This window comes from Leptothrix cholodnii SP-6, assembly GCF_000019785.1.
Lineage (GTDB): Bacteria > Pseudomonadota > Gammaproteobacteria > Burkholderiales > Burkholderiaceae_C > Sphaerotilus > Sphaerotilus cholodnii.
In genome coordinates this window covers 4383408-4404614 of record NC_010524.1, presented here as the reverse complement: position 1 = coordinate 4404614, position 21207 = coordinate 4383408, and the positions used below count along the sequence as shown (strand labels likewise).

Sequence of the window (21207 nt, the reverse complement as noted above, 5' to 3'; positions counted from 1 at the left end):
GGGTTCAGGGACTGGAGGTGGGGAGCACGGCGGGCGGCGCCATCACGCTGGCAGCCGGGAGCGTAAACCTGAACAAGGTGCCGCGCGCACCTTCGGGCGAATGGAAGTCGAGCGCGCCGCCGTGCTGCTCGATCACCGTGCGGCACATCGACAGGCCGATGCCCATGCCCTCGGCCTTGGTCGTGAAGAAGGGCGTGAAGAGCTGCCGCGCGACCTCGGGCGGGATGCCGGGGCCGCGATCGATCACCGCAAATTCGATCCAGTGCGCGTCCAGCGTGCGCGCCCGCAAGGTCAGCACGCGGTCCTCCTGCGGCGTGTCCTCTTCCATCGACTGGATGGCGTTGCGCGACAGGTTGAGCAGCACCTGCTCGACCATCGTGCGGTCGCACGACACCCGCGGCGACGGCGTGGCCACGTCGACCTCGATGCGCACGTTGCCGCGCCGCGCCGCCATGCGCACCAGCGGCATCACGGCGTCGAGCAGCTCGTGGGCACGCACGTTCTCGCGCAGCCGCTCGCGCCGGCGCACGAACTGGTGCACGCTGCGGATGACGCGCCCGGCGCGGTCGGCCTGTTCGGCGGCACGCGTCATGGCGTGGCGGATCATCAGCTGCGTGTCGAGGTCGGCCGGGGCGTCGTTCGCGCTTTGCGGCAGCAGGTTGAGCGAGCCGCTGGCGTAGCTGGCGATTGCCGCCAGCGGCTGGTTCAGCTCGTGGCTGAGCAGCGAGGCCATCTCGCCCATCGTCGCCAGCCGGGCGGTGGCCTGCAGCTTTTCCTGCTGCTGGCGCGACAGCTCCTCGATCTTGCGCTGCGCGCTGACGTCGAGCACGGCGCTCATCCAGCCGGTCTGCCGGCCGCGTCCGTCGACCAGCGGCGCCTCGAAGATCAGCACCGGAAAGCGCTCGCCGTTGCGGCGCATGAACAGCGTCTCGTAGCCTTCGCGCGGCGGCGCATTGCCGGCCATGCGCACGGCCTGGCGCTGGCGGTATTGCTCGACCATCTCCGGCGGCCAGTAGGGCGGCGATCGCAGCGGGTCGGCGCACGCGCGCAGCTCTTGCGCGCTCCAGCCCACCATGTGGCAGAACGCCGGGTTGACGTAGGTGATGGTGCCGTCGAGGCCGCGCGCGCGCAGGCCGGTGACGAGCGAATCCTCCATCGCCTTGCGGAACGCCAGCGATTCGGCCAGGCCACGTTCGGCGGCCGAGCGCCGCCGCACGTCGTAGGCCAGCACCAGCACCGCCGCACACAGCGCGACGGACAGCCCCAGCACCAGCGCCGAGCTGATGTTGGGGATCAGCGGCGGGCGCTGCGCGGCGCTGTCGAGCCGCACCAGCGCGGTGAAACCCTCGAAATCGACCAGCCGCTCGGCCCGGTAGGCGCCACGGCCGCGGCTGCTGCCGGCCCGCGCCAGCCGGGTGCCGTCGGCTTCGACCAGCAGGACTTCGTGCTGGCGCTGCATCTCGGGCGCGACGGCCTGCTCCAGCACCTCGGACAGCACCAGCGTGGCGACCAGCGAGCCGAGCCGGCGGCCCTCTTCGAGGTGCGGCACGCACAGGTCCACCACCTCGGCGCCGAGCCCGCCCTGGGTCGGCGCGAAATAGCTGCGCGACAGCACCGGCGCCTCGAAGCGGCTGGCCGACACGCAGGCGGCCTCCGCATCGAGCACCATCGCCGCGCGGCCGATGACGCCGAACAGGTTCGGATGCAGCGGCGACAGGGCCCGCGCAACCAGCGAAAAGTCCGCGCCGCGCCATTCGATGCGGGCGATCTCGGGGTGCGCGCGCAACACCGCGTCGGCACGGCCGCGAAAGCCGGCCTCGTCGAGCACGCCCCACAGCACCTGCTGCAGCGCCTGGGTGTTGTCGGCCAGGCGCAGCCGGATGTCGGCGGCCGCCGCCACGGCAGCCTGCTCGGTGGCATCCTGCAGCCGGTTGCGTTCGTGCTGCCAGGTCAGCCACAGCAGGCTCGCCTCGACGGCCAGCAGCAGCGCACCGAGCAGCGCCCACAGCGCCGCCCGCCGCCAGCGCAGCCAACCCCGCTCGAGCCCGAATGTGGCCGACGGCTGCGTCAATTCAGTTGCTGCCATCTTTTCAGTATGGCGCTGCAGGTCGGCCGGGGCGTAAGCACTTCCTCGCATGGCGGCATGCAGGCGTGCGCGCAAACTGCACCTGTTCGGAAGCCCTGTGCGGCTGACCCGCGCCTGACATGCACCAAACGCATCGTCGGATGCGCGATCCGGTCTGTGCCGGCTCGCACGCACACGTGCCTCTCCCTAGAATCCCGCTCCCCGGCGGCGGCCTTGGTCCAGCGTTTCAGCTGGACGCCGTGCGCTCGCAACCATCGGAAAGCCAGCAGCCATGTCGACTCAAGAAGAAAAGCGCGCCGAGTTGCGCCGCAGCGCCCTCGAATATCACGAGTTCCCGACCCCGGGCAAGATCGCGATCGCGGCCACCAAGCAACTCGTCAACCAGCGCGACCTGGCGCTGGCGTATTCGCCCGGCGTGGCCGCGGCCTGTGAAGAGATCGTCGAGGACCCGGCCAACGCCTTCCGCTACACCTCGCGCGGCAACCTGGTCGCGGTGGTCACCAACGGCACCGCCGTGCTGGGACTGGGCGACATCGGCCCGCTGGCGGCCAAGCCGGTGATGGAGGGCAAGGGCGTCCTATTCAAGAAGTTCGCCGGCATCGACGTGTTCGACCTCGAGATCCAGCAGCGCGACCTCGACAAGCTGATCGACACCATCGCCTCGCTCGAACCCACTTTCGGTGGTATCAACCTCGAAGACATCAAGGCGCCCGATTGTTTCTACGTCGAGCGCAAGCTGCGCGAGCGCATGAAGATCCCCGTTTTCCATGACGACCAGCACGGCACCGCGATCGTGGTGGGCGCCGCGCTGCTCAACGGCCTGAAGGTGCTGGGCAAGGACATCAAGCAGGTCAAGCTGGTGTCGTCGGGCGCGGGTGCGGCGGCGCTGGCCTGCCTGAACCTGCTGGTCAAGCTGGGCCTGCCGCGCGAGAACATCACCGTCACCGACCTGGCTGGCGTGGTCTACAAGGGCCGGGTCGAGCTGATGGACCCGGACAAGGCCGAGTTCGCGCAGGACACGCCGCATCGCACGCTGGCCGAGGCGATCGTCGGCGCCGACATCTTCCTGGGCCTGTCGGCCGGCGGCGTGCTCAAGCAGCCGATGGTGCGCAGCATGGCCGAGCGGCCGCTGATCTTCGCGCTGGCCAACCCGACGCCGGAGATCTCGCCCGAGGAGGTCAAGGCGGTGCGCGACGACGCCATCATGGCCACCGGCCGCACCGACTACCCGAACCAGGTCAACAACGTCCTGTGTTTCCCCTACATCTTCCGCGGCGCGCTCGACTGCGGCGCCACCACCATCACCGATGCGATGGAAGTGGCCGCCGTCTACGCCATCGCCGAACTGGCGCAGGCCGAGCAGAGCGAGGTGGTGGCGGCGGCCTATGCCGGCTCCAACCTGAGCTTCGGCCCCGAGTACCTGATCCCCAAGCCCTTCGACCCGCGCCTGATGATGAAGATCGCGCCGGCGGTGGCCAAGGCCGCGGCCGAGTCCGGCGTGGCGCTGCGCCCGATCAAGGATTTCGACGCCTACGTCGAGAAGCTGCAGACCTTCGTCTACGCCTCGGGCACGACGATGAAACCGATCTTCACGCTCGCCAAGCGCGCCACGCACAAGCGCGTCGCCTATGCCGAGGGTGAAGAAGAGCGCGTGCTGCGCGCGGTGCAGGTGGTGGTCGACGAGAGCCTGGCGCGCCCGACGCTGATCGGCCGGCCGAGCGTGATCGCCCAGCGCATCGAGAAGTTCGGCCTGCGGCTCAAGGAAGGTGTCGACTACGACGTCGTCAACGTCGAGCAGGATCACCGCTACCGCGACTTCTGGCAGACCTACCACCAGATGACCGAACGCAAGGGCATCACGGTCCAGGTCGCCAAGATCGAGATGCGCCGCCGCCTGACGCTGATCGGCGCGATGCTGCTGCACAAGGGCGAGGTCGACGGCATGCTGTGCGGCACCTGGGGCACCACCGCCACGCACCTGCACTACATCGACCAGGTCATCGGCAAGCGCCACGGCGGCAGCCCGAGCACACCGCAGGACGTGCAGATCTACGCTTGCATGAACGGCCTGATGCTGCCGAACCGCCAGGTCTTCCTGGTCGACACCCACGTCAACCACGACCCGAGCGCCGAAGAGCTGTGCGAGATCACGGTGATGGCGGCCGAGGAGATGATGCGGTTCGGCGTGCAGCCCAAGGCGGCGCTGCTGAGCCATTCGAACTTCGGCAGCAGCGACCATCCGAGTGCCGTCAAGATGCGCCGCACGCTGGCGCTGCTGCGTGAGCAGGCGCCCTGGCTGGAGGTCGACGGCGAGATGCACGGCGACGTCGCGCTCGACGGTGCGATGCGCCAGACCCTGATGCCCAACAGCACGCTCAAGGGCGACGCCAACCTGCTGGTGCTGCCCAACATCGACGCCGCCAACATCAGCTACAACCTGCTGAAGACCGCCGCCGGCGGCGGCATCGCGATCGGGCCGGTCCTGTTGGGTGCCGCCAAGCCGGTGCATGTGCTGACGCCGTCGGCCACCGTGCGCCGGATCGTCAACATGACCGCCTTGACCGTCGCCGACGCCAGCGCGACGCGCTGATCCTGGACGGCACGGTGCGGCGTCGGGGACGGCGCCGCACCGGATCAGCCGTTTCAGTGCCGCATGCGCGGGCCCAGATGCCCCGAGCCGGGTGCTGTCGATCGCCGCCGTGGGTGCGGGATGCAAAAAGTGCAAATCGACGGGCCTGACATCGAAAGTTCGCGCACGCTTACCTTCCCCTGAATGACCGTATGAGGTGCTGAAAATTGAGGCAGAGCCTTGAGATTTCGGCCCCTCTTCTGTACCATGCGGCCTTCTTCGTTCAGGAAAACCCGTGGTGCGACGTAGCCGATTCATTCAAGGTGTTGCTTGCATGTGTCGGTCGCTGGGGCAGTTGCTGCAGGGCTTTGCCCTCACGGTCGTGCTGCTGGGCGGTTCGCTCGGGCTGGTCGTCAGTGCCCAGGCGCGCGATACCCGCGCTGCGTCAAGCGATCTGGCTTCCGTCGTACTCGCCGAATTGCCCGTGGAGGGCCGGTTGACGTATCAGCGCATACACCGCGGCGGACCTTTTCCCTTTCCTGCCAAGGACGGCGTGATCTTTGGCAACCGGGAGCGGCTGTTGCCGCGTGAAACTCGTGGCTATTACCGCGAATACACCGTTCCTACCCCTCAATTGAATCACCGGGGTGCTCGGCGCATTGTTTGCGGCGGGAACCAACCGAAATCTCCGGATGTCTGTTATTACACCCAGGATCACTACGCGAGCTTCCGCCGCATCGCGAACTGATTCCGACGAGGATTGAGAGCCCTAAGGGACCATCATGCTTTTGCAGACCGTGCGTCCAAACATCGTGCAGGCCATACGCGCCTTCCGAGTGGACGATCTCTTGTCGGCGGCCCAGGATCTGGGCCACCACTTTCTCTATGCCAACCTGTCGTCGGCACAGACCAAGCAGGAGGTGCTCGAGGGCATCGCCCAGGCTTTTCTGTTCCCGCCGCACTTCGGCAAGAACCTGGATGCGCTGCACGACTGCATGACCGATCTGGTCAACAAGTCGGGCAGCCAGTCGGGTTTTGTCGTCGTTCTCGAGCAGTTGCCCGACAGCCCGCGGTTCGACCGCGAGGCGCGTGAGCAGCTGCTCGATGTGTTCAGAGATGCCGCTGACTTCTGGGGGGAAAGAAAGATACCCTTCAGATGCTTCTATTCTTTTCAGTAGCCCGCTCCCAGGAACAAGGGCAATGGGAGCGGGCTGAAGCGGCCCAGACCGAACAACCGGTCAAGCCGCCGCCCAAGCCGAGCAAGAATGCAGCGCCTGCATTCGCGCCGCACACGCCGATGATGAGCAGCGCTTTCGACACCTCCGGGTGGTTGGTCGCAGCCTGAACACGGTGTGCCGCGGATGCCGCGGTCGACAGCACGGAAGGCCCGCCACGCGCGGGCCTTTTTTCGTCTCGACTGGCTTCGATTCAGCTGCGCTCAGGCCGCATCGGGCGTGGCACCGGCCGTGAGCGGGCTGTTGCTCGGGGTCTGCTGGATCGCCATCGTCAGCGCCACGAACTCGGCCACCGGCACCTCTTCGGCGCGGCGTGTCAGGTCGAATGCGCCGCCATGTTCGCGCGCTTCCAGCCAGCGGCCCAGCGTGTTGCGCAGCATCTTGCGGCGCTGGGAAAAGGCCACCGTCACCAGTTCGCCCAGCAGTTTCGGATCCACTGCCGGCGGTTGCGCCAGCGGCAGCATGCGCACGATGGCCGAGTCCACCCGCGGCGGCGGATCGAACGATTCCGGCGGCACGTCCAGCAGCGATTCGATCTGATAGCGCCACTGCAGCATCACCGACAGGCGGCCGTAGTCCTTCGAGCCCGGCGCGCTGGCCATGCGGTCGACGACTTCCTTCTGCAGCATGAAGTGCTGATCCTGGACCGATGCCACCTGTTCGAGCAGGTGGAACAGGATCGGGCTGGAAATGTTGTACGGCAGGTTTCCGATCACGCGCACAGGCCGCCCGGCGGCCTGTGCCAGCGCTGTGAAGTCGACCTTGAGCACGTCGGATTCGATCACCGTCAGCTCGGGCCGCTTGCGCAGCCGCGCCGCCAGATCGCGGTCGAGTTCGACCACGGTGAGCCGCTTGCAGCGCTCGACCACCGGGTCGGTCATGGCGCCCAGGCCGGGGCCGATCTCGACCAGCGCCTCGCCCGGTTGCGGATCGATCAGCTGCACGATGCGATCGAGCACCGACTGGTCGGCCAGGAAATGCTGGCCGAAACGTTTGCGTGGGATGTGTTTCAAGCGCTGCTCAGAGCCCGGGTGGTTCACGCAGTTCGACGTAGGCGCGGGCGCGCACGTCACGTGACCATTCGAGGTAGGTTTCTTCGTACTTCTGCTCGCGCAGGGCGTTGCGTGCCACTTCGCGCTGCTGGCGCACGTCCAGGCTGACCTGGCGGCGCTCGATCAGCTGGATCAGGTGCACGCCGAAGCGCGACACCACCGGCGCCGACAGGCCGCCGGGCTGCAGGTCCTGCATCGCCTGCTCGAACTCGGGCACGAACTGGCCGGGCGCCGCCCAGCCCAGATCGCCGCCGCCGGCGGCGCTGCCGTCCTCGGAAAACTGCCGCGCCAGCTCTTCGAACCGGGCCCGGCCGCCCAGGATCCGCTGGCGGAATTCGGCCAGCCGGGCGATCACGGTTTCCTGGCTCAGGCCGGGGCCCGGACGCAGCAGGATGTGGCGGGCGCGGGTCTGCGGGATCGACAGCGTGGCGTCCTTGCGTTCGATCAGCTTGAGCACGTGGAAGCCGGCCCCCGAGCGCACCACCTGCGGCGCGACCTCGCCCGCCAGCAGCGGCTGCACCGCCTCGACGAACAGGTCGGGCAGGGCGTCGCCACGGCGCAGGCCGAGTTCGCCGCCGTTGGCCTTCGAGGCGTCGGACAGTTCCAGCACGAGCTTGCCGAAGTCTTCGCCGGCACGCAGGCGCTGCAGCACGTTCACCGCCACCGCGCGCCGCGCCGCGGTGTCGGCGACATTGGCGTTCTCGGGCACCGCGATCAGGATCTGGGCGATGTTGAACTCGTTGGACGCGCCCGATTTCTCGCGCTGCTGGACGAGCCAGTTCTCGATGTCGGCGTCGACGATGCGCAGGCGCGCCTGCACCTCGCGTTCGCGCAGGCGCTCGAGCAGCAGGCGGTCGCGCAGGTTGTCGCGAAAGCGCGGGTAGTCGAGGCCGTCGGCGCGCAGCCGCTCGCGCATCTCGGCCACCGTCAGCTGGTTCTGCGCCGCCACGCTGGCGACCGTGCGGTCGAGTTCGGCGTCGTCGATGCGCAGGCCGCTCTCGCGTGCCACGCCGAGCTGCGCACGCTCGTCGATCAGCTGGTCGAGCACGTCGCGTTGCAGCGCGTCACGCGAGGGCACCTGCGCATTGGCGCGTGCGGCTTCCTGTTCGAGGCGCTCGACACGCTGCTGCACTTCGCTGTTGGTGACCAGTTCCCGGTTCACCACCGCGACGATGTAGTCGGCGTTCTGGCGCGAGCCCTCCTGGGCGCTGCCGGACGCCGGCGCCAGGCCCAGCATCAGCAGGCTCACGACCAGCGGCGAGTGCCGGATCAGCTGCCGGCTCAGGGCGGCACCGCAGGCGGTGACGAAGCGGATGCGTTCGGCGGGTTTCAATCGGCTGAGCCAGGGCAGGCGTGCGGTCATGGGAGCGTGCTGACACCGGACGAGCCGGAGGGAGAGCCCGGCGCCAGGCCGAGATCGGCCTTGGGGTCGCGCAGGAGGGTGTAACCGGGGATATTGTCCTTCAAGACGCCGAGCGGGTTGGATCCCAGCCGGGACAGGCCGACCAGCTCGAGCTGAATCATCAGCTTGGTGGTCGCCGCCGAGCTGCCGGTGGACTGGCGTGCGGCGACGACGCGGCCGATCCAGCAGCCGGCGTCGTATTCGAGCCCGGCGATGGCGCCGCTGACGCGCTTGTCGCGCAGGCTGTAGTCGAGCCGGCCGACGCCGTAGAGCGTGCCCTCGCACTGCGAACCGTTGCCGGCGCCGTTGCTGCGGCGCTGCGCCGCCATGCCGTCGGCGGCGGCCTGGGCCGCGTTGTGCGCCGGGCTGGGCGCCAGCTGCGGCGTCGGCCCGCGCAGCGGCCATTGCCAGCCCAGCGCCAGCTGCTCGCTGGCATTGCGCTGCAGGCGGTGGCTGAGCGAGACGGTGCGGAACGGGCCGGGCGTGTAGCTCACGCTGCCGATGCTGCGCTCGACGCGTTGGCTGTCGGCGTTGTACTGCACCGAGGTGTCCAGGCTCCAGTGCGGGATCGCGTTGATGCTGCCGACCGCGAACAGGTCGGAGAAGCCGGTCGAGGGCTGCCGGCCGTCGGGGGCGTCCTGCTGCTCGCGCATCACGTAGCGCTGGGCGATGCCGAGCGTGGCCAGCTGCGCGCCGCTGCCGGCATCGAGGAAGCGGCTCGAGACGCCGAGTGTCAGCTGCTCGGCTTCGGAGACCCAGTCGACGCCCGAAAACGCGTTCGGCGAGAACAGGCTGTTGGTGTTGAAGTCGAGCCGGGCGCTGTCGAAGTTGGGCAGTGCGGCGAGGTCGCGCCAGGGCGTGCGCACGTAGAGCAGGCGTGGCTCCAGCGTCTGCGTCAGGTCGCGGCCGAACAGGGCGGTGGCGCGGTCGAAGTTCCAGCCGCTGTCGAGGCTGAAGGTCGGGATCACGCGCGACGCCCGGGTGCGGCCGTCGCTCATCGGCTGCACCGTGTCGTAGGCCGCGGCGTTGAGCGCCAGGCGCGGGGTGAGTTGCCAGCCGCCGTCGCGGTGCTGCCAGCCGATGTCGCCCAGCAGGTGGGCGCGGGTGCCGGTGATCAGGCCGTCCTGCACGCGGGTGAACTGGTTCAGCTCGCCCTGCAGCGAGCCGATCAGGCTGCCGTGCTGGCTGCGCCACAGCGCGCCGAGCTGCGGGGCGCGCTGATAGGGCGCGACGATGGCGTCGCTGGCGAGCGTGCTCTGCAGCACCTGCCAATGCTGGGCACGGGCGTAGAGCCACTGGTCGACCTCGCCGATCGAGCCCAGCTGCAAGGTGCGGCGCTGGCGCAGCTGGCCTTGCGATTCGAGCAGGCGCGGCGTCAGCGAGTCGGCGCCACGCAGGCTGTCGGTCCAGTAGGCGTCGTCGGAGACGCGCAGCAGCCGCCAGTCGTAGTCCCAGTCGCGCATCAGCCCGCCGCTGTGCGTCCAGCCGAGTGCCCAGCGACGCTCGTCGCGGATGCGGTCGTGCGGCAGCAGGGAGCCGTGCACGGTGCCGCCCCAGCCGTCCTGCAGGTAGCGGTATTCGCCTTCGATCGCGACACCGCGCTTGAGCGAGACCACCGGCGTGAGCGTGGCGTCCTGATCGGGTGCGATGTTCCAGTAATAGGGCAGACCCAGTTCGACGCCGCTGGTGCTGGCGATGCCGATGTGCGGCGGCAGGAAGCCGGACTTGCGCTCGCCGGTGACCGGAAAGCTCAGCACCGGCCAGGCCAGGATCGGCACGCCGAAGAAGCGCAGCACGCCGCCTTCGGCCAGGCCTTCGTTGGCATCCATGTCGATGCGCAGGCGGCGCGCGCTCAGCTGCCACGGCAGCGTTTCGCCCTCGGGCACCTCGCAGCTGCTGTAGGTGGCACCCAGCACCGAGAGCCGGTTCTTGCCGAGGAAGTCGATGCGGTCGGCGCCGCCGCTGGCCTGGGTGCGCGCGAAGTGGTAGCGCGGCGCGATGAAATAGCCTTCGGCGCGCTCGGTGTCGAGCTCGATCTCGCGGCCGCTGTAGTAGTCCTGGTCGCGCCAGAGCTGCACCCCGCCGCTGGCGCGCACGCGGTCGTCGCTGAAGCGGTATTCGAGCTGTTCGGCCTGCAGCGACAGCCGCCCGCGGCGCAACTGCACCTGGCCTTCGGCGCGCAGCGCGACGCCGGTCTCGCCGCTCAGGCTGTCGGCTTCGAGAAAGAGCCGCGGGTCGCCGCCGGCGTCATCGGCTGGGCGCTGGCTGCTGCGGGCGGCGCGGTTCCAGTCGACGATGCGGCAGGATTGCGCCGGTGTCAGCAGGCCCGGCGTGCCACCGCCGGTTGGCTCGGCCGCCGCCGTGTCCGCCGTGCGGGGGGCGGCGGCGTTCGCATCGGCCGCCAGGGCGGGTGCGGCCACGCTGCCGGCAAACAGGACGGCAACCGGCGCAAGCGCGGCGAGGACCAGCGGGTTGAGGCGAAAGACGGAGGGAGTTGGGCGCACAGATCGGGCAGGACACGGGCCGCGGCCGCCCCGGCCGGCCGTCATGCCGAGGCTGCGGGCCGCGAGGTCGGCTCGCTAGAATGAAATCATTATTTCATGCGTGCCCAGCCGGCCGGGCTCGACCGGCCGCCCGCCCCTCACTGCCCGCACGCCCCCATCCCCGTGACTGCATCCGACTCCGTCCTGCCCTCGGCCCCCGAGGCGATCCACTGGCCCGATGCGCAGCGTCAAGCGGCCTTCGAGGCGTGGCTGAGCGCGCTGGCGCCTGCGCACGGCCTGCGCCCTGCCAGCCTGCGACCGGCCAGCGCCGACGCCAGCTTCCGGCGCTACCTGCGCATCGACGGCGCGGCCGGCACGTTCATCGTCATGGACGCGCCGCCCGACCAGGAGGACAACCGCAGCTTCGTCGACCTCGCCCGTCTGCTGGCCGGCGCCGGCCTGAACGCCCCCGCGGTGCTCGACTGGAACGAGGCCGAGGGCTTTCTGCTGCTGTCCGACCTCGGCCAGCGCACCTATCTGGCCGAGCTGCAATCGCAAGATCCGAGCACCCCGGCGGGCCTGAAACGCGCCGACGGGCTGTACCGCGATGCGCTGGGCGCACTCGTCACGCTGCAGGGCATCGCGCCGCCGGCCGGCCTGCCGGTCTACGACGCGGCGATGGTGCAGCGCGAACTTGAGCTGTTCCCCGAGTGGTACATCGCGCGCCACCGCGGCATCGCGCTCGACGCCACCGAGCGCGAGACGCTGGCGCGCAGCTTCGAGCTGATCGGCCAGGTCTTCGCCGCGCAGCCGCAGGTGCTGGTGCACCGCGATTTCCACAGCCGCAACCTGATGGTCTGCGCGCCGGTCGAGGCGCCGGGTGCCGGCCCGGCGCCGAACCCCGGCGTGCTCGATTTCCAGGGCGCGGTGCTCGGCCCGCTCGGCTACGACATCGCCTCGCTGCTGCGCGACGCCTACATCGAGTGGGACGAGGCGCAGCAGATCGACTGGGCGGTGCGCTACTGGGAGCGTGCCCGCAAGGCGGGCGTGCCGGTGAGCGAGGACTTCGGCAGCTTCTGGCGCGACCTCGAATGGGCCGGCCTGCAGCGCCACCTCAAGGTGCTGGGCATCTTCGCGCGGCTGTCGCACCGCGACGGCAAACATGCCTATCTCGACGATCTGCCGCTGGTTTGGCGCTACGCGCATCGCGTGGCGGAGCGGTATTCGGTGCTGCGGCCGCTGTCGCGCCTGCTCGAGAAAGTCGGCGACGTGAAGATCGTCGAAGGCTATACCTTCTGATCGCGCGCGCCCGAGCCACCTGCCTCCCACCCCTACCTGAGCCGCCCCATGGACCTGCTTTTTGTCGCCGACCCGATCGAGTCGTTCAAGATCCACAAGGACTCGACCTTCGCGATGATGCGCGAGGCGGCGCGCCGCGGCCATCGGCTGCATGTGTGCGAGCCGCGCGACCTGGTCTGGAAGCAGGGCGCCCGCGTGGTGGCCCGCGCCGCCCGCACGCTGGTGCTGACCGGCGACGCCGAGCGCTGGTACGAGGTGGTGGCCACGCAGGAGCTGGCGCTGGCCGACGCCAGCGCGGTGCTGATGCGCAAGGATCCGCCGTTCGACGCCGAATTCATCTACGCCACCCACCTGCTGCAGCAGGCCGAGCGCGAAGGCGCACGGGTCTTCAACAGCCCGCAGGCGCTGCGCGACCACCCCGAAAAGCTCGCGATCCTGGCGTTCGCGCAGTTCATCGGCCCGACGCTGGTCACGCGTGATGCGGCGGCGATCCGGGCCTTTCATGCCGAGCAGCGCGACATCATCCTCAAGCCGCTCGACGGCATGGGCGGCATGGGCATCTTCCGGGTCGGGCCCGACGGGCTGAACCTGGGCTCGATCATCGAGACGCTCAACCAGCACGGCGCCACCACCGTGATGGTGCAGCGCTACCTGCCGGAGATCGTCAAGGGCGACAAGCGCATCCTGCTGATCGGCGGCGTGCCGGTGCCGTTCTGCCTGGCGCGCATTCCGCAGGGCAGCGAGATCCGCGGCAACCTGGCCGCCGGTGGCAAGGGCGTGGCGCAGCCGCTGAGCGCGCGCGACCGCGAGATCGCCGAGGCGATCGGGCCGGTGCTGGCTGCGCGCGGCCTGCTGCTGGTGGGGCTGGACGTGATCGGCGACTGCGTCACCGAGATCAACGTCACCAGCCCGACCTGCTTCCAGGAGATCACCGACCAGACCGGCTTCGACGTCGCGGCGCGGTTCATCGACGCCCTCGAAGCCGCGCTGGCCTGATGCGCGACTGCCGCCGGGTCGGCTCTCGATTCGGGCGCCATGCGCGCGGTCTGGCTGCCTCGTGCGCCGTGCTGCTGGCGGGCTGCGTGTTCGTGCCACGCACCGTGCAGGTCTACGACGAGGACTGCCAGATCAGCTACCGCCAGATGGTCATGAGCGTCGAGCAGGTCGGCACGCTCGGCCATTGCCGCAACGAAGGCTGTGCCGCCGCGCTGGTGGCGCTGGGCGCCGTCGCCACGGTTTCGGCGGTGGTCACGGGCTCGGTGGTGATCGTCGGCAACGTGGTGTACTGGTTCGAGAAACGCAACCAGTGTCATGAAGGGCCGCGCTGAGTCGCCCTTGCGACGGCCCGCCCAGGGGGGCATGCCGGTCGGTGACCCGGATCACGCAGTTGCTGCGTTGCAACATCGTTGCGTGCCTGCCCGCGGCGCTTCCGCATGTGAGGGATCCGCGTGGTGGAGTGATTGACGCGATGGGGCGATTCGCCGCAGTATGCGGATTGCGCGCGGCGCAGTGGCCACCGGATCGAATCGGTCCGACGCACTCGCCCACGTCTTAGGAGGCCAGTGCCTTGAATCCCTCCGTGCATGTGGTTCCGCGTTACCAGATTCAATTGACGCGGCTGGACGCCGATCTGCAGCGCCAGACAGAAGAGCCGATGGGGCTGGCTCGTGGAAGGGTGGTGGGTCTGCGGACCGCCACTGCATTCCTCGAACCCGACGAAGCGGGCCAGGTGCTCGTCGAATGGCTCAACGGCGGCGATGGCGAGCGCCCCACGCGATGGAGCGGCGCCGTGGTCCTGCAGCGTGACGACCCGAGCGACGCAGGCTGACATTGCCGCGCATGTCCCGGTCGGCCGTGGCCGTGCAAGTTGACCTTGCATCTGTTGCGGCAGATTGGGTCGGCGTACACTGGCGGGTTATTCATTCGGGCCTGGCTTTTTCTGTCAGGCACCAGTTGGCCGTTTTGCCGCGCGTGTGGGCGACTGGGCGCTGACTGGCGGCTCGCACCTTGGGCGCGAGTCGTGCCCCCACCCCATCACTCGTCAAGGAAGCACATTGGCTAAGGAAGAACTCATCGAAATGCACGGCACCGTCACCGAGGTGCTGCCGGACTCGCGTTTTCGCGTCACGCTGGAAAACGGCCATCAGCTGGTCGCCTACACCTCCGGCAAGATGCGCAAGCACCACATCCGCATCCTCGCGGGGGACGCGGTGTCGCTCGAACTCTCGCCCTACGACCTGAGCAAGGGCCGCATCACCTTCCGCCACATCGAGCGGCAAGGTGGTGGCGGCGGTGGTGGCGGCCAGAACCGCCGCACGCACTGAGCCCTTTCGGGCGCGGGGTCACGCCGCCTGGCGGTGACCGGCGCCTGAGCGCCAGGCCGTCATCAGCTGCGCCCAGCGTGGGCGCACGGCGGCGAGGTGGCGCTCCTTGACCGGGCCGTAGCCGCGGATGTCCTCCGGCAGCCGGGCAATCTCGACTGCCTGCGTCAACCGTTCGGCGCTCAACCCGGTCAGCAGTTCCTCGACGCATGCCCGGTATTCACCGATCAGCGCCCGCTCCGTGCGGCGTTCTTCGGTCCGGCCGAAGGGGTCGAACGTGCTGCCGCGCAGGAACTTCAGACGCGCCAGCATCGGCATCACCCGGTGCATCCACGGCCCGAAGGCCTGCTTGAGCGGCTGCCCCTGCGCGTCGGTCTTGCCCAGGATCGGCGGCGCGAGGTGGTGCACCAGCTTGTAGTCACCCTCGAACTGACTCGCGATGCGCGCGGCAAACGCGGCGTCGCCGTGCAGTCGCGCCACCTCGTACTCGTCCTTGTAGGCCATCAGCTTGAAGAGGTAACGCGCCACCGCCTCGGTCAGGCGCGTGCTCGCCAGCGGCGCCTCGGCGCTGCGCACGCGCTCGACGAAGCGGCGGTACTGCTCGGCGTAGCCGGCATTCTGATACGCGGTCAGGAACTCGACCCGCCGCGCGATCAGCTCGTCGACTGACGGCCGCCGCACGAGCTGGATCACCTGGGCGCTCTGGTACTGGCTCCTGACGCTGGCCAGGTCGTGCGCGCAACGCCGGCCCCACTCGAAGGCCTGCTGGTTGTTGGCCGCCTGCACGCCGTTCAGCTCCATCGCCCGCAGCAGCGCGGCGCGGCCCACCGGCACGTGGCCCTTCTGCCAGGCGTAGCCGAGCATCAGCGGGTTGGTGTAGATCGAGTCACCCAGCAGCTTGACCGCCACCTCCTCGGCGTCGAACGCACCCAGCCGCGCATCGCCCACCGTCTGGCGCAGGGCGGCCTCGCAGCCGGCCACCGGGAAGGCCCAGTCCGGGTCGTGCACCAGCGCTGCGGTCGGTGCGGCGTGCAGGTTCAGCGCCACGAAGGTGCGGCCTTCGGCCATCGCCGACAGTGTCTCCTTCTTGGCCGCGACGATGCCGTCGCAGGCGATCACCAGATCGGCCTTGGCGGTGTCGACCTTGGTGGTGTGGATCGCCAGCGCGCTGTCGGCGATCTGGATGTGGCTCCAGGTGGCGCCCCCCTTCTGTGCCAGGCCGGCGCTGTCCTGCGTGACCACGCCCTTGCCCTCCAGATGCGCGGCCATGCCCAGCAGCTGGCCGATCGTGATCACGCCGGTGCCGCCGACTCCGGCCACGACGATGCCGAAGGCCTCGCGCGCGCTCGGCAGCACCGGCTCGGGCAGTGGCGGCAGGCTGGCCGGGTCGAGCTTGGCGTCCTTCTTGGGCTTGCGCAACTGGCCGCCTTCGACCGTCACGAAGCTCGGGCAGAAGCCCTTCACGCACGAGAAATCCTTGTTGCAGGTGTTCTGGTTGATGCGGCGCTTGCGGCCGAACTCGGTCTCGACCGGTTCGACCGACAGGCAGTTGCTCTGCGTCGAACAATCGCCGCAGCCCTCGCACACCAGCTCGTTGATGACGACGCGCCTGGCCGGGTCGACCAGCGTGCCGCGCTTGCGGCGGCGGCGCTTTTCGGTGGCGCAGGTCTGGTCGTAGATCAGGATCGTGCAGCCGGGCGTGGCGCGCAGTTCGCGCTGCACGGCGTCGAGTTCGTCGCGGTGCCGCACCGTCACGCCGGGTGCGAGGCGCGCTTTGACCTCGGCGTATTTCTCCGGCTCGTCGGTCACGATCACGATCACCTTCGCGCCCTCGGCGTCGAGCTCGCGGGTCATCTCGGGCACCTTCAGGATGCCGTCGACCGGCTGGCCGCCGGTCATCGCCACCGCGTCGTTGTAGAGGATCTTGTAGGTGATGTTGACGCCCGCGGCGATGCTCTGGCGCACCGCCAGCAGGCCCGAGTGGTAGTAGGTGCCGTCGCCGAGGTTGGCGAACAGGTGGGTGTCGGTGGTGAACGGCGCCTGACCGACCCACGGCACGCCTTCGCCGCCCATCTGCGTGAAGGTCTCCGTGTCACGTCCCATCCACAGCGCCATGAAGTGGCAGCCGATGCCGGCCATCGCGCGCGAGCCTTCGGGCACGCGGGTGCTGGTGTTGTGCGGGCAGCCGCTGCAGAACCAGGGCGTGCGCTCGCCGGTGTTGACGGTCAGCGCCGCCAGCGAGCGCTCCTTGGCGTCGATCACGGCCAGGCGCTGGTTCATGCGCGCCACCACGTCGTCGGGCACGCCGCGCTTGATCAGCCGCTTGGCGATCGCCTTGGCGATGATGGCCGGCGTCAGGTCGAGCTTGGCGCGCAGCAGCCCGTTGGCGCTCGGGTTCGGCCGGCTCCATTCGCCGCCGCTGTGGTCGCCCTCGGCCTCGTCGAACTTGCCGACCACGTCCGGGCGCACGTCGGCGCGCCAGTTGTAGAGCTCTTCCTTGAGCTGGTATTCGATGACCTGGCGCTTTTCCTCGACCACCAGGATTTCCTGCAGCCCCTGCGCGAACTCGCGCGTGATGGTGGCTTCGAGCGGCCAGACCACGCCGACCTTGTGCAGCCGGATGCCGATGCGCTGACAGGTGGCTTCATCGAGCCCCAGGTCGGCCAGCGCCTGGCGGGTGTCGTTGTAGCTCTTGCCGCTGGCCATGATGCCGAAACGCGCGTTCGGGCTGTCGATCACGGTGTGGTTGAGCCGGTTGGCGCGCACATAGGCCAGCGCGGCGTACCACTTGTGGTCCATCAGCCGGGCTTCCTGCTCGATCCGGTCGTCGGGCCAGCGCATGTGCAGGCCGCCGGGCGGCATCACGAAGTCTTCGGGCAGCACGATCGACACGCGGTCCGGGTCGATCTCGATCGAGGCGGCGCTTTCCACCACCTCCTGGATCGTCTTCATGCCCGACCAGACGCCGGCGTAGCGGCTCAGCGCGATCGCGTGCAGGCCCATGTCGAGGATCTCCTGCGCGCTGGCCGGGAAGAAAACCGGCAGCCCGCAGGCCTTGAAGATGTGGTCGCTCTGGTGCGCGGCGGTGCTGCTCTTGGCGACGTGGTCGTCACCGGCGATCGCCAGCACGCCGCCGTGGCGGGCGGTGCCGGCCATGTTGGCGTGCTTGAAGACGTCCGAGCAGCGGTCCACGCCCGGCCCCTTGCCGTACCAGATGCCGAACACGCCGTCGAACTTGTTGCTCTTGGGATGGATGTCGAGCTGCTGGCTGCCCCACACCGCGGTGGCCGCCAGCTCTTCGTTGACGCCGGGCTGGAAGACGATGTTCTGCTTGGCCAGGTGCTTCTTGGCCGACCACAGCGCCTGGTCGTAGCCACCCAGCGGGCTGCCGCGGTAGCCGCTGATGAACCCGGCGGTGTTGAGCCCGGCGCGCGCATCGCGCAGCTGCTGCAGCATCGGCAGGCGCACCAGCGCGTGGATGCCGCTCATGAAGGCGCGCCCGTGGCCGAGGGTGTACTTGTCGTCGAGGGTGACGGCTTCCAGCGCACGTCGCACGGCTTCGGGCAGGGGGGCGTTCATGGTGGGCTCCAGCGGCGGTTGTTGCCGGAAAGTGTAGGCAAGCTGCGGCGGCAGGTGTTTTCTTTCCATGCCCTGAAACAGATACTCTCAGCAAGGATCGAACTGAAAGCGACTGATGAAAGAAACGCCGTTGCCGCAATTCTCGGATCAAGGGAAAACCCGAGCCCCTGACGCAGGCCTCGCCGAGGGCCGCGCCGGCGGTCTCGACCGGTTTGACATCGCGATCCTCGCGGAGTTGCAGCGCGATGCCCGTCTGTCCAACGCCGAGCTGGCGGCACGCATCGGCTTGTCGGCCGCGCCGACGTGGCGGCGCGTGCGCTGGCTCGAGGAGCAGGGCTACATCACCGGCTACCGGGCCGAGATCGACCGCCGCAAGATCGGCCTGGGCGTGCTCGCCTTCGTGCGCATCGACACCGAGCGCAACAACGCCGAGGCCACGCTGACCCTCGAGGCCCTGATCCGCGCCCTGCCCGAGGTGGTCACCTGCCACTACATCAGCGGCACCGGCACCTTCGAGCTGCACGTGGTGGCCACCGACCTCGACGCCTATTCGCGCTGGGTGCGCGACACCTTGTTCAGGCTGCCCAACGTCAAGGACATGCACACCAGCTTCTCGCTCGGCGAGGTCAAGGCGGGCTCGGTCCTGCCGCTGAGCCATCTGCGTCCGCCGGGCTGACATGTAAGCAGACGTGCCTAACGTATCTGTTGTTTACACTTCGGGTGTGCCTGAAGCCGATTTCCTGTCGTTGTCGAGCCGCTTCGTGCTGGGGCCCGAGGGCCGGCATCGCCTGCGGGTGTCACAGAGCCTGCTGGCGCTGGTGGCGTACGTGCTGTTTGCGCTGTGCCAGCAGATCGAGGTGCGGTTCGGCCTGATCGAGGCCCGTGCCTCGTGGTGGCTGAGTGCGTTCTATCTCGGTGGCGCGGTGCTGTTCTTCATCGCCATCCGCAGCGGCTGGAGCGCCCGGCTGGCCGATCCGTCGATGACGCTGGCGCAGAGCGCTTTCGGCCTGCTGGCCGTGGCGGGGGCGTACGGCATCACCGGGCCTGCGCGCGGCGCCTTGCTGACGATTCCGGTGCTGATCCTGATGTTCTCGATGTTCAGGCTCAACCGCCGGCAGGTGGGCGGGCTTGCGCTGGCCGCGCTGCTGCTGTTCGCCGCCGTGATGGGGTGGCAGGTGGTGCACGAGCCGGCGCGCCACGACCCGCGGGTCGAGCTGGTGCACCTGGTGTTCGCGGTGATCGTGTTCGGCGGCATGTGGGTGCTCTCCGACCGGCTGGCCCGCTTGAGGGCCCGCCTGACACGCAAGCGCACCGACCTCAGCGAGGCCTTCGAGCGCATCCGCCAGCTGGCCACGCGCGACGACCTCACCGGCCTGCCGAACCGGCGCGCGCTGATGGACAGCCTCGTCAACGAGACCGCGCGCCAGGCCCGCCTGGGCCAGCCGATCGCGCTGGTGGCGATCGATCTCGACCACTTCAAGGCCATCAACGACGAACACGGCCACAAGGCCGGCGACGCGGTCCTGCGCGGTTTTGCCGAGCGCGCGCTGACCGAACTGCGCGGCCCCGACGTGCTGGCGCGCTGGGGCGGCGAGGAGTTCCTGCTGCTGCTGCCCGACACCACCGTGACGCAGGCGCTGTCGTGCGTGCAGCGCCTGCGCGAGCGGCTGGTGCTGACGCCGTTCGACGAGGTGCAGCCAGGCCTGCGGGTGACGTTCTCGGCCGGTGTCACGCGCTGCCTGGGCGGCGGCGACATCGACGCCGCGATCGAGCGTGCCGACCGGGCGATGTACCGCGCCAAGGCGGCCGGGCGCGACCGTGTCGAGCGGGCCTGATCAGCGCGGCCAGAGCACCCACAGCCGCAGCGGCTGCTTGGTGCGCCCGGCGCGGTCTTCGGCGCCGTCGCCCCAGCCCCAGAAGTAGTCGGCCCGCACCGAGCCGACGATCGCGCTGCCGGTGTCCTGCGCCATCACCAGGCGCTGCAGCGGGCGCGGCGGCGGCGGGTTGACCTGCCACGGCTGCGGTTCGGTGGCGGCCAGCCAGACCGGCGTGCCGTACGGGATGCTGTTGCGGTCGACCGCGATCGAGCGTCCCGGCGTCAGCGGCACGCCCTGCGCGCCGATCGCGCCGATGCTCGGGTCGGGCATCGGCTCTTCGCGGAAGAACACGTAGCGCGGGTTGACGTCGAGCATCTCGCGCAGGCGCCGCGGGTTGTTGCGCGCCCACTGCCGGATCGCCGGCCAGTTGGCCTGCTCGAGCGTGAACGCACCCTGTTCGACCAGCCAGCGGCCGATCGACATGTAAGGCTGGTCGTTGTGCGCCGCGTAGGCCAGCCGGACGGTCTTGCGCTGGCCGCCGGGCTCGTCGATCAGCAGCCGCCCGGAGCCCTGGATCTGCACCAGCAGGGCGTCGAGCGGGTCGGCCACCCAGGCGATCACGCGATCCTTGAGTGCGGCCTGCGCGGCCGGCAGGGTCTCGATCTGGGCGCGGGTGTACCAGGGTTTGCGGCTGGCCAGATCGGCCGGCGGGGCATGAAGCGGCACGCTGAAGCGGGCGCTGCGCTGGCGGCGGGCCTCGATCAGCGGCTCGAAATAGCCGGTCATCAGGCCCTCGACCTGGCCTTCGCCGCCTTCGACCCGCCACGGCTGCAGACGCGCCTGCAGGAAGCTGCGGATCTGGCTGTCGTCGGCCGCCGGGCCGAGCGCGCGTGCGGCGTTGCAGCTCGGCGCCCAGTTCTGCGAGAACTGCTGCGGCGTGATCGTCAGCGGCGACGCTGCTGCGGCGGCCGCTGCGGCGCCGTTGCCGTTGGCCGGCAGGCTCAGCACGCGCTCGCAGCTGCGCAGCAGCGCCGGCCAGGCGAGCGCCAGGCTGTCGTCGTGCCAGCCGGGCAGCTCGGACCAGTCGGCGCGCACCCAGCGCCCGCGTGCGGTCTGCCGCACCTCGGGGGTGATGCTGGCGGCGGGCTCGGCGCCGGCCGGCGGGCTCGCCAGCGGCGGGGTGCTGCCGTCGTCGACCGGTGCCGGCGGTGTCGGTACGCTGCCGCAGGCCAGCAGGCTGCCTAGAATCGCGCCGGCCAAGGGCCAGCGGACGGGCCGCATCAGGCGGCTGGTGAACGCGAAGGAAACGGACATGTGGTTGATTGTGCTGGAAGCCCTGGGCGCCGCCGCGCTGCTGATCGGCA

16 protein-coding genes are annotated in these 21207 nt (G+C 69.5%); 10 read left to right on the top strand and 6 right to left on the bottom strand.

Annotated features, from left to right (window positions below; all coding sequences use genetic code 11):
- Positions 1-4: 4 nt before the first annotated feature.
- The gene (locus LCHO_RS19510) at positions 5-2137 is read right to left on the bottom strand and encodes a two-component system sensor histidine kinase NtrB (RefSeq protein WP_012348917.1); all 2133 of its coding nucleotides are present in this window, start codon (positions 2135-2137) and stop codon (positions 5-7) included.
- A 220-nt stretch (positions 2138-2357) separates the two neighbouring features.
- Between LCHO_RS19510 and LCHO_RS19505 the strand changes: the two genes are divergently transcribed.
- The 3 genes from LCHO_RS19505 to LCHO_RS19500 all read left to right on the top strand — a co-directional run bounded on the left by LCHO_RS19505 (position 2358) and on the right by LCHO_RS19500 (position 5833).
- Positions 2358-4676 carry an NADP-dependent malic enzyme gene (locus LCHO_RS19505; RefSeq protein WP_012348916.1) on the top strand — a complete coding sequence of 773 codons (2319 nt, stop codon included), beginning with the start codon at positions 2358-2360 and terminating at the stop codon, positions 4674-4676.
- A 313-nt stretch (positions 4677-4989) separates the two neighbouring features.
- Positions 4990-5403 carry a guanyl-specific ribonuclease gene (locus LCHO_RS22995; RefSeq protein WP_012348915.1) on the top strand — a complete coding sequence of 138 codons (414 nt, stop codon included), beginning with the start codon at positions 4990-4992 and terminating at the stop codon, positions 5401-5403.
- A gap of 34 nt (positions 5404-5437) precedes the next feature.
- Positions 5438-5833: a barstar family protein gene (locus tag LCHO_RS19500; RefSeq protein ID WP_012348914.1), complete on the top strand. Its 396-nt coding sequence runs from the start codon at positions 5438-5440 to the stop codon at positions 5831-5833.
- Positions 5834-6093: 260 nt separating this feature from the next.
- Here the strand turns inward: LCHO_RS19500 and rsmA are convergent, their stop codons facing one another.
- From rsmA to LCHO_RS19485, 3 genes are read right to left on the bottom strand one after another with little or no spacing between them, the layout of a single operon-like run.
- The gene (rsmA, locus tag LCHO_RS19495) at positions 6094-6903 is read right to left on the bottom strand and encodes a 16S rRNA (adenine(1518)-N(6)/adenine(1519)-N(6))-dimethyltransferase RsmA (protein WP_012348913.1); all 810 of its coding nucleotides are present in this window, start codon (positions 6901-6903) and stop codon (positions 6094-6096) included.
- Positions 6904-6910: 7 nt separating this feature from the next.
- Positions 6911-8305 carry a peptidylprolyl isomerase gene (locus tag LCHO_RS19490; protein ID WP_012348912.1) on the bottom strand — a complete coding sequence of 465 codons (1395 nt, stop codon included), beginning with the start codon at positions 8303-8305 and terminating at the stop codon, positions 6911-6913.
- The gene (locus tag LCHO_RS19485; protein WP_050757413.1) at positions 8302-10764 is read right to left on the bottom strand and encodes an LPS-assembly protein LptD; all 2463 of its coding nucleotides are present in this window, start codon (positions 10762-10764) and stop codon (positions 8302-8304) included. Before LCHO_RS19485 ends, LCHO_RS19490 begins: the two co-directional genes overlap by 4 nt.
- Positions 10765-10944: 180 nt before the next feature.
- Between LCHO_RS19485 and LCHO_RS19480 the strand changes: the two genes are divergently transcribed.
- The 5 genes from LCHO_RS19480 to infA all read left to right on the top strand — a co-directional run bounded on the left by LCHO_RS19480 (position 10945) and on the right by infA (position 14450).
- Positions 10945-12126 (top strand): aminoglycoside phosphotransferase family protein, encoded by a 1182-nt coding sequence (locus LCHO_RS19480; RefSeq protein WP_012348910.1) that lies wholly within the window; start codon positions 10945-10947, stop codon positions 12124-12126.
- 48 nt (positions 12127-12174) lie between these two features.
- On the top strand, positions 12175-13122 hold the full coding sequence (gene gshB, locus LCHO_RS19475) for a glutathione synthase (protein ID WP_012348909.1): 948 nt from the start codon (positions 12175-12177) through the stop codon (positions 13120-13122).
- Positions 13122-13454, top strand: a complete 333-nt coding sequence (locus LCHO_RS19470; protein ID WP_012348908.1) for a hypothetical protein — start codon at positions 13122-13124, stop codon at positions 13452-13454. The genes gshB and LCHO_RS19470 overlap by 1 nt, the downstream gene beginning before the upstream one ends.
- Positions 13455-13693: 239 nt before the next feature.
- On the top strand, positions 13694-13954 hold the full coding sequence (locus tag LCHO_RS19465; protein WP_012348907.1) for a hypothetical protein: 261 nt from the start codon (positions 13694-13696) through the stop codon (positions 13952-13954).
- Between the two features lie 226 nt (positions 13955-14180).
- Positions 14181-14450 carry a translation initiation factor IF-1 gene (gene infA / locus LCHO_RS19460; RefSeq protein ID WP_012348906.1) on the top strand — a complete coding sequence of 90 codons (270 nt, stop codon included), beginning with the start codon at positions 14181-14183 and terminating at the stop codon, positions 14448-14450.
- A gap of 18 nt (positions 14451-14468) precedes the next feature.
- On the opposite strand, the gene LCHO_RS19455 is transcribed toward infA, so the two are convergent.
- Entirely contained in the window at positions 14469-18026 is a 3558-nt protein-coding gene (locus LCHO_RS19455) for an indolepyruvate ferredoxin oxidoreductase family protein (RefSeq protein WP_012348905.1), read from the bottom strand.
- Between the two features lie 115 nt (positions 18027-18141).
- On the opposite strand from LCHO_RS19455, the gene LCHO_RS19450 reads away from it, so the two are divergent.
- Positions 18142-18702: an Lrp/AsnC family transcriptional regulator gene (locus LCHO_RS19450; RefSeq protein ID WP_012348904.1), complete on the top strand. Its 561-nt coding sequence runs from the start codon at positions 18142-18144 to the stop codon at positions 18700-18702.
- A 46-nt stretch (positions 18703-18748) separates the two neighbouring features.
- A complete protein-coding gene (locus tag LCHO_RS19445) occupies positions 18749-19861 on the top strand; it encodes a GGDEF domain-containing protein (RefSeq protein ID WP_012348903.1) in 1113 nt (370 codons plus the stop codon).
- Here LCHO_RS19445 and mltA read toward each other — a convergent pair whose 3' ends face one another.
- Positions 19862-21157: a murein transglycosylase A gene (gene mltA / locus LCHO_RS19440; RefSeq protein WP_012348902.1), complete on the bottom strand. Its 1296-nt coding sequence runs from the start codon at positions 21155-21157 to the stop codon at positions 19862-19864.
- Positions 21158-21207 lie beyond the last annotated feature (50 nt).

What these genes read in the sequence shown, in the direction of transcription:
- LCHO_RS19510 (WP_012348917.1), bottom strand. Translation starts at nt 2,137, where the DNA reads ATGCGAGGAAGTGCTTACGCCCCGGCCGACCTGCAGCGCCATACTGAA.
- LCHO_RS19505 (WP_012348916.1), top strand. Translation starts at nt 2,358, where the DNA reads ATGTCGACTCAAGAAGAAAAGCGCGCCGAGTTGCGCCGCAGCGCCCTC.
- LCHO_RS22995 (WP_012348915.1), top strand. Translation starts at nt 4,990, where the DNA reads ATGTGTCGGTCGCTGGGGCAGTTGCTGCAGGGCTTTGCCCTCACGGTC.
- LCHO_RS19500 (WP_012348914.1), top strand. Translation starts at nt 5,438, where the DNA reads ATGCTTTTGCAGACCGTGCGTCCAAACATCGTGCAGGCCATACGCGCC.
- LCHO_RS19490 (WP_012348912.1), bottom strand. Translation starts at nt 8,305, where the DNA reads ATGACCGCACGCCTGCCCTGGCTCAGCCGATTGAAACCCGCCGAACGC.
- LCHO_RS19480 (WP_012348910.1), top strand. Translation starts at nt 10,945, where the DNA reads ATGCGTGCCCAGCCGGCCGGGCTCGACCGGCCGCCCGCCCCTCACTGC.
- gshB (WP_012348909.1), top strand. Translation starts at nt 12,175, where the DNA reads ATGGACCTGCTTTTTGTCGCCGACCCGATCGAGTCGTTCAAGATCCAC.
- LCHO_RS19470 (WP_012348908.1), top strand. Translation starts at nt 13,122, where the DNA reads ATGCGCGACTGCCGCCGGGTCGGCTCTCGATTCGGGCGCCATGCGCGC.
- LCHO_RS19455 (WP_012348905.1), bottom strand. Translation starts at nt 18,026, where the DNA reads ATGAACGCCCCCCTGCCCGAAGCCGTGCGACGTGCGCTGGAAGCCGTC.
- LCHO_RS19450 (WP_012348904.1), top strand. Translation starts at nt 18,142, where the DNA reads ATGAAAGAAACGCCGTTGCCGCAATTCTCGGATCAAGGGAAAACCCGA.
- mltA (WP_012348902.1), bottom strand. Translation starts at nt 21,157, where the DNA reads ATGTCCGTTTCCTTCGCGTTCACCAGCCGCCTGATGCGGCCCGTCCGC.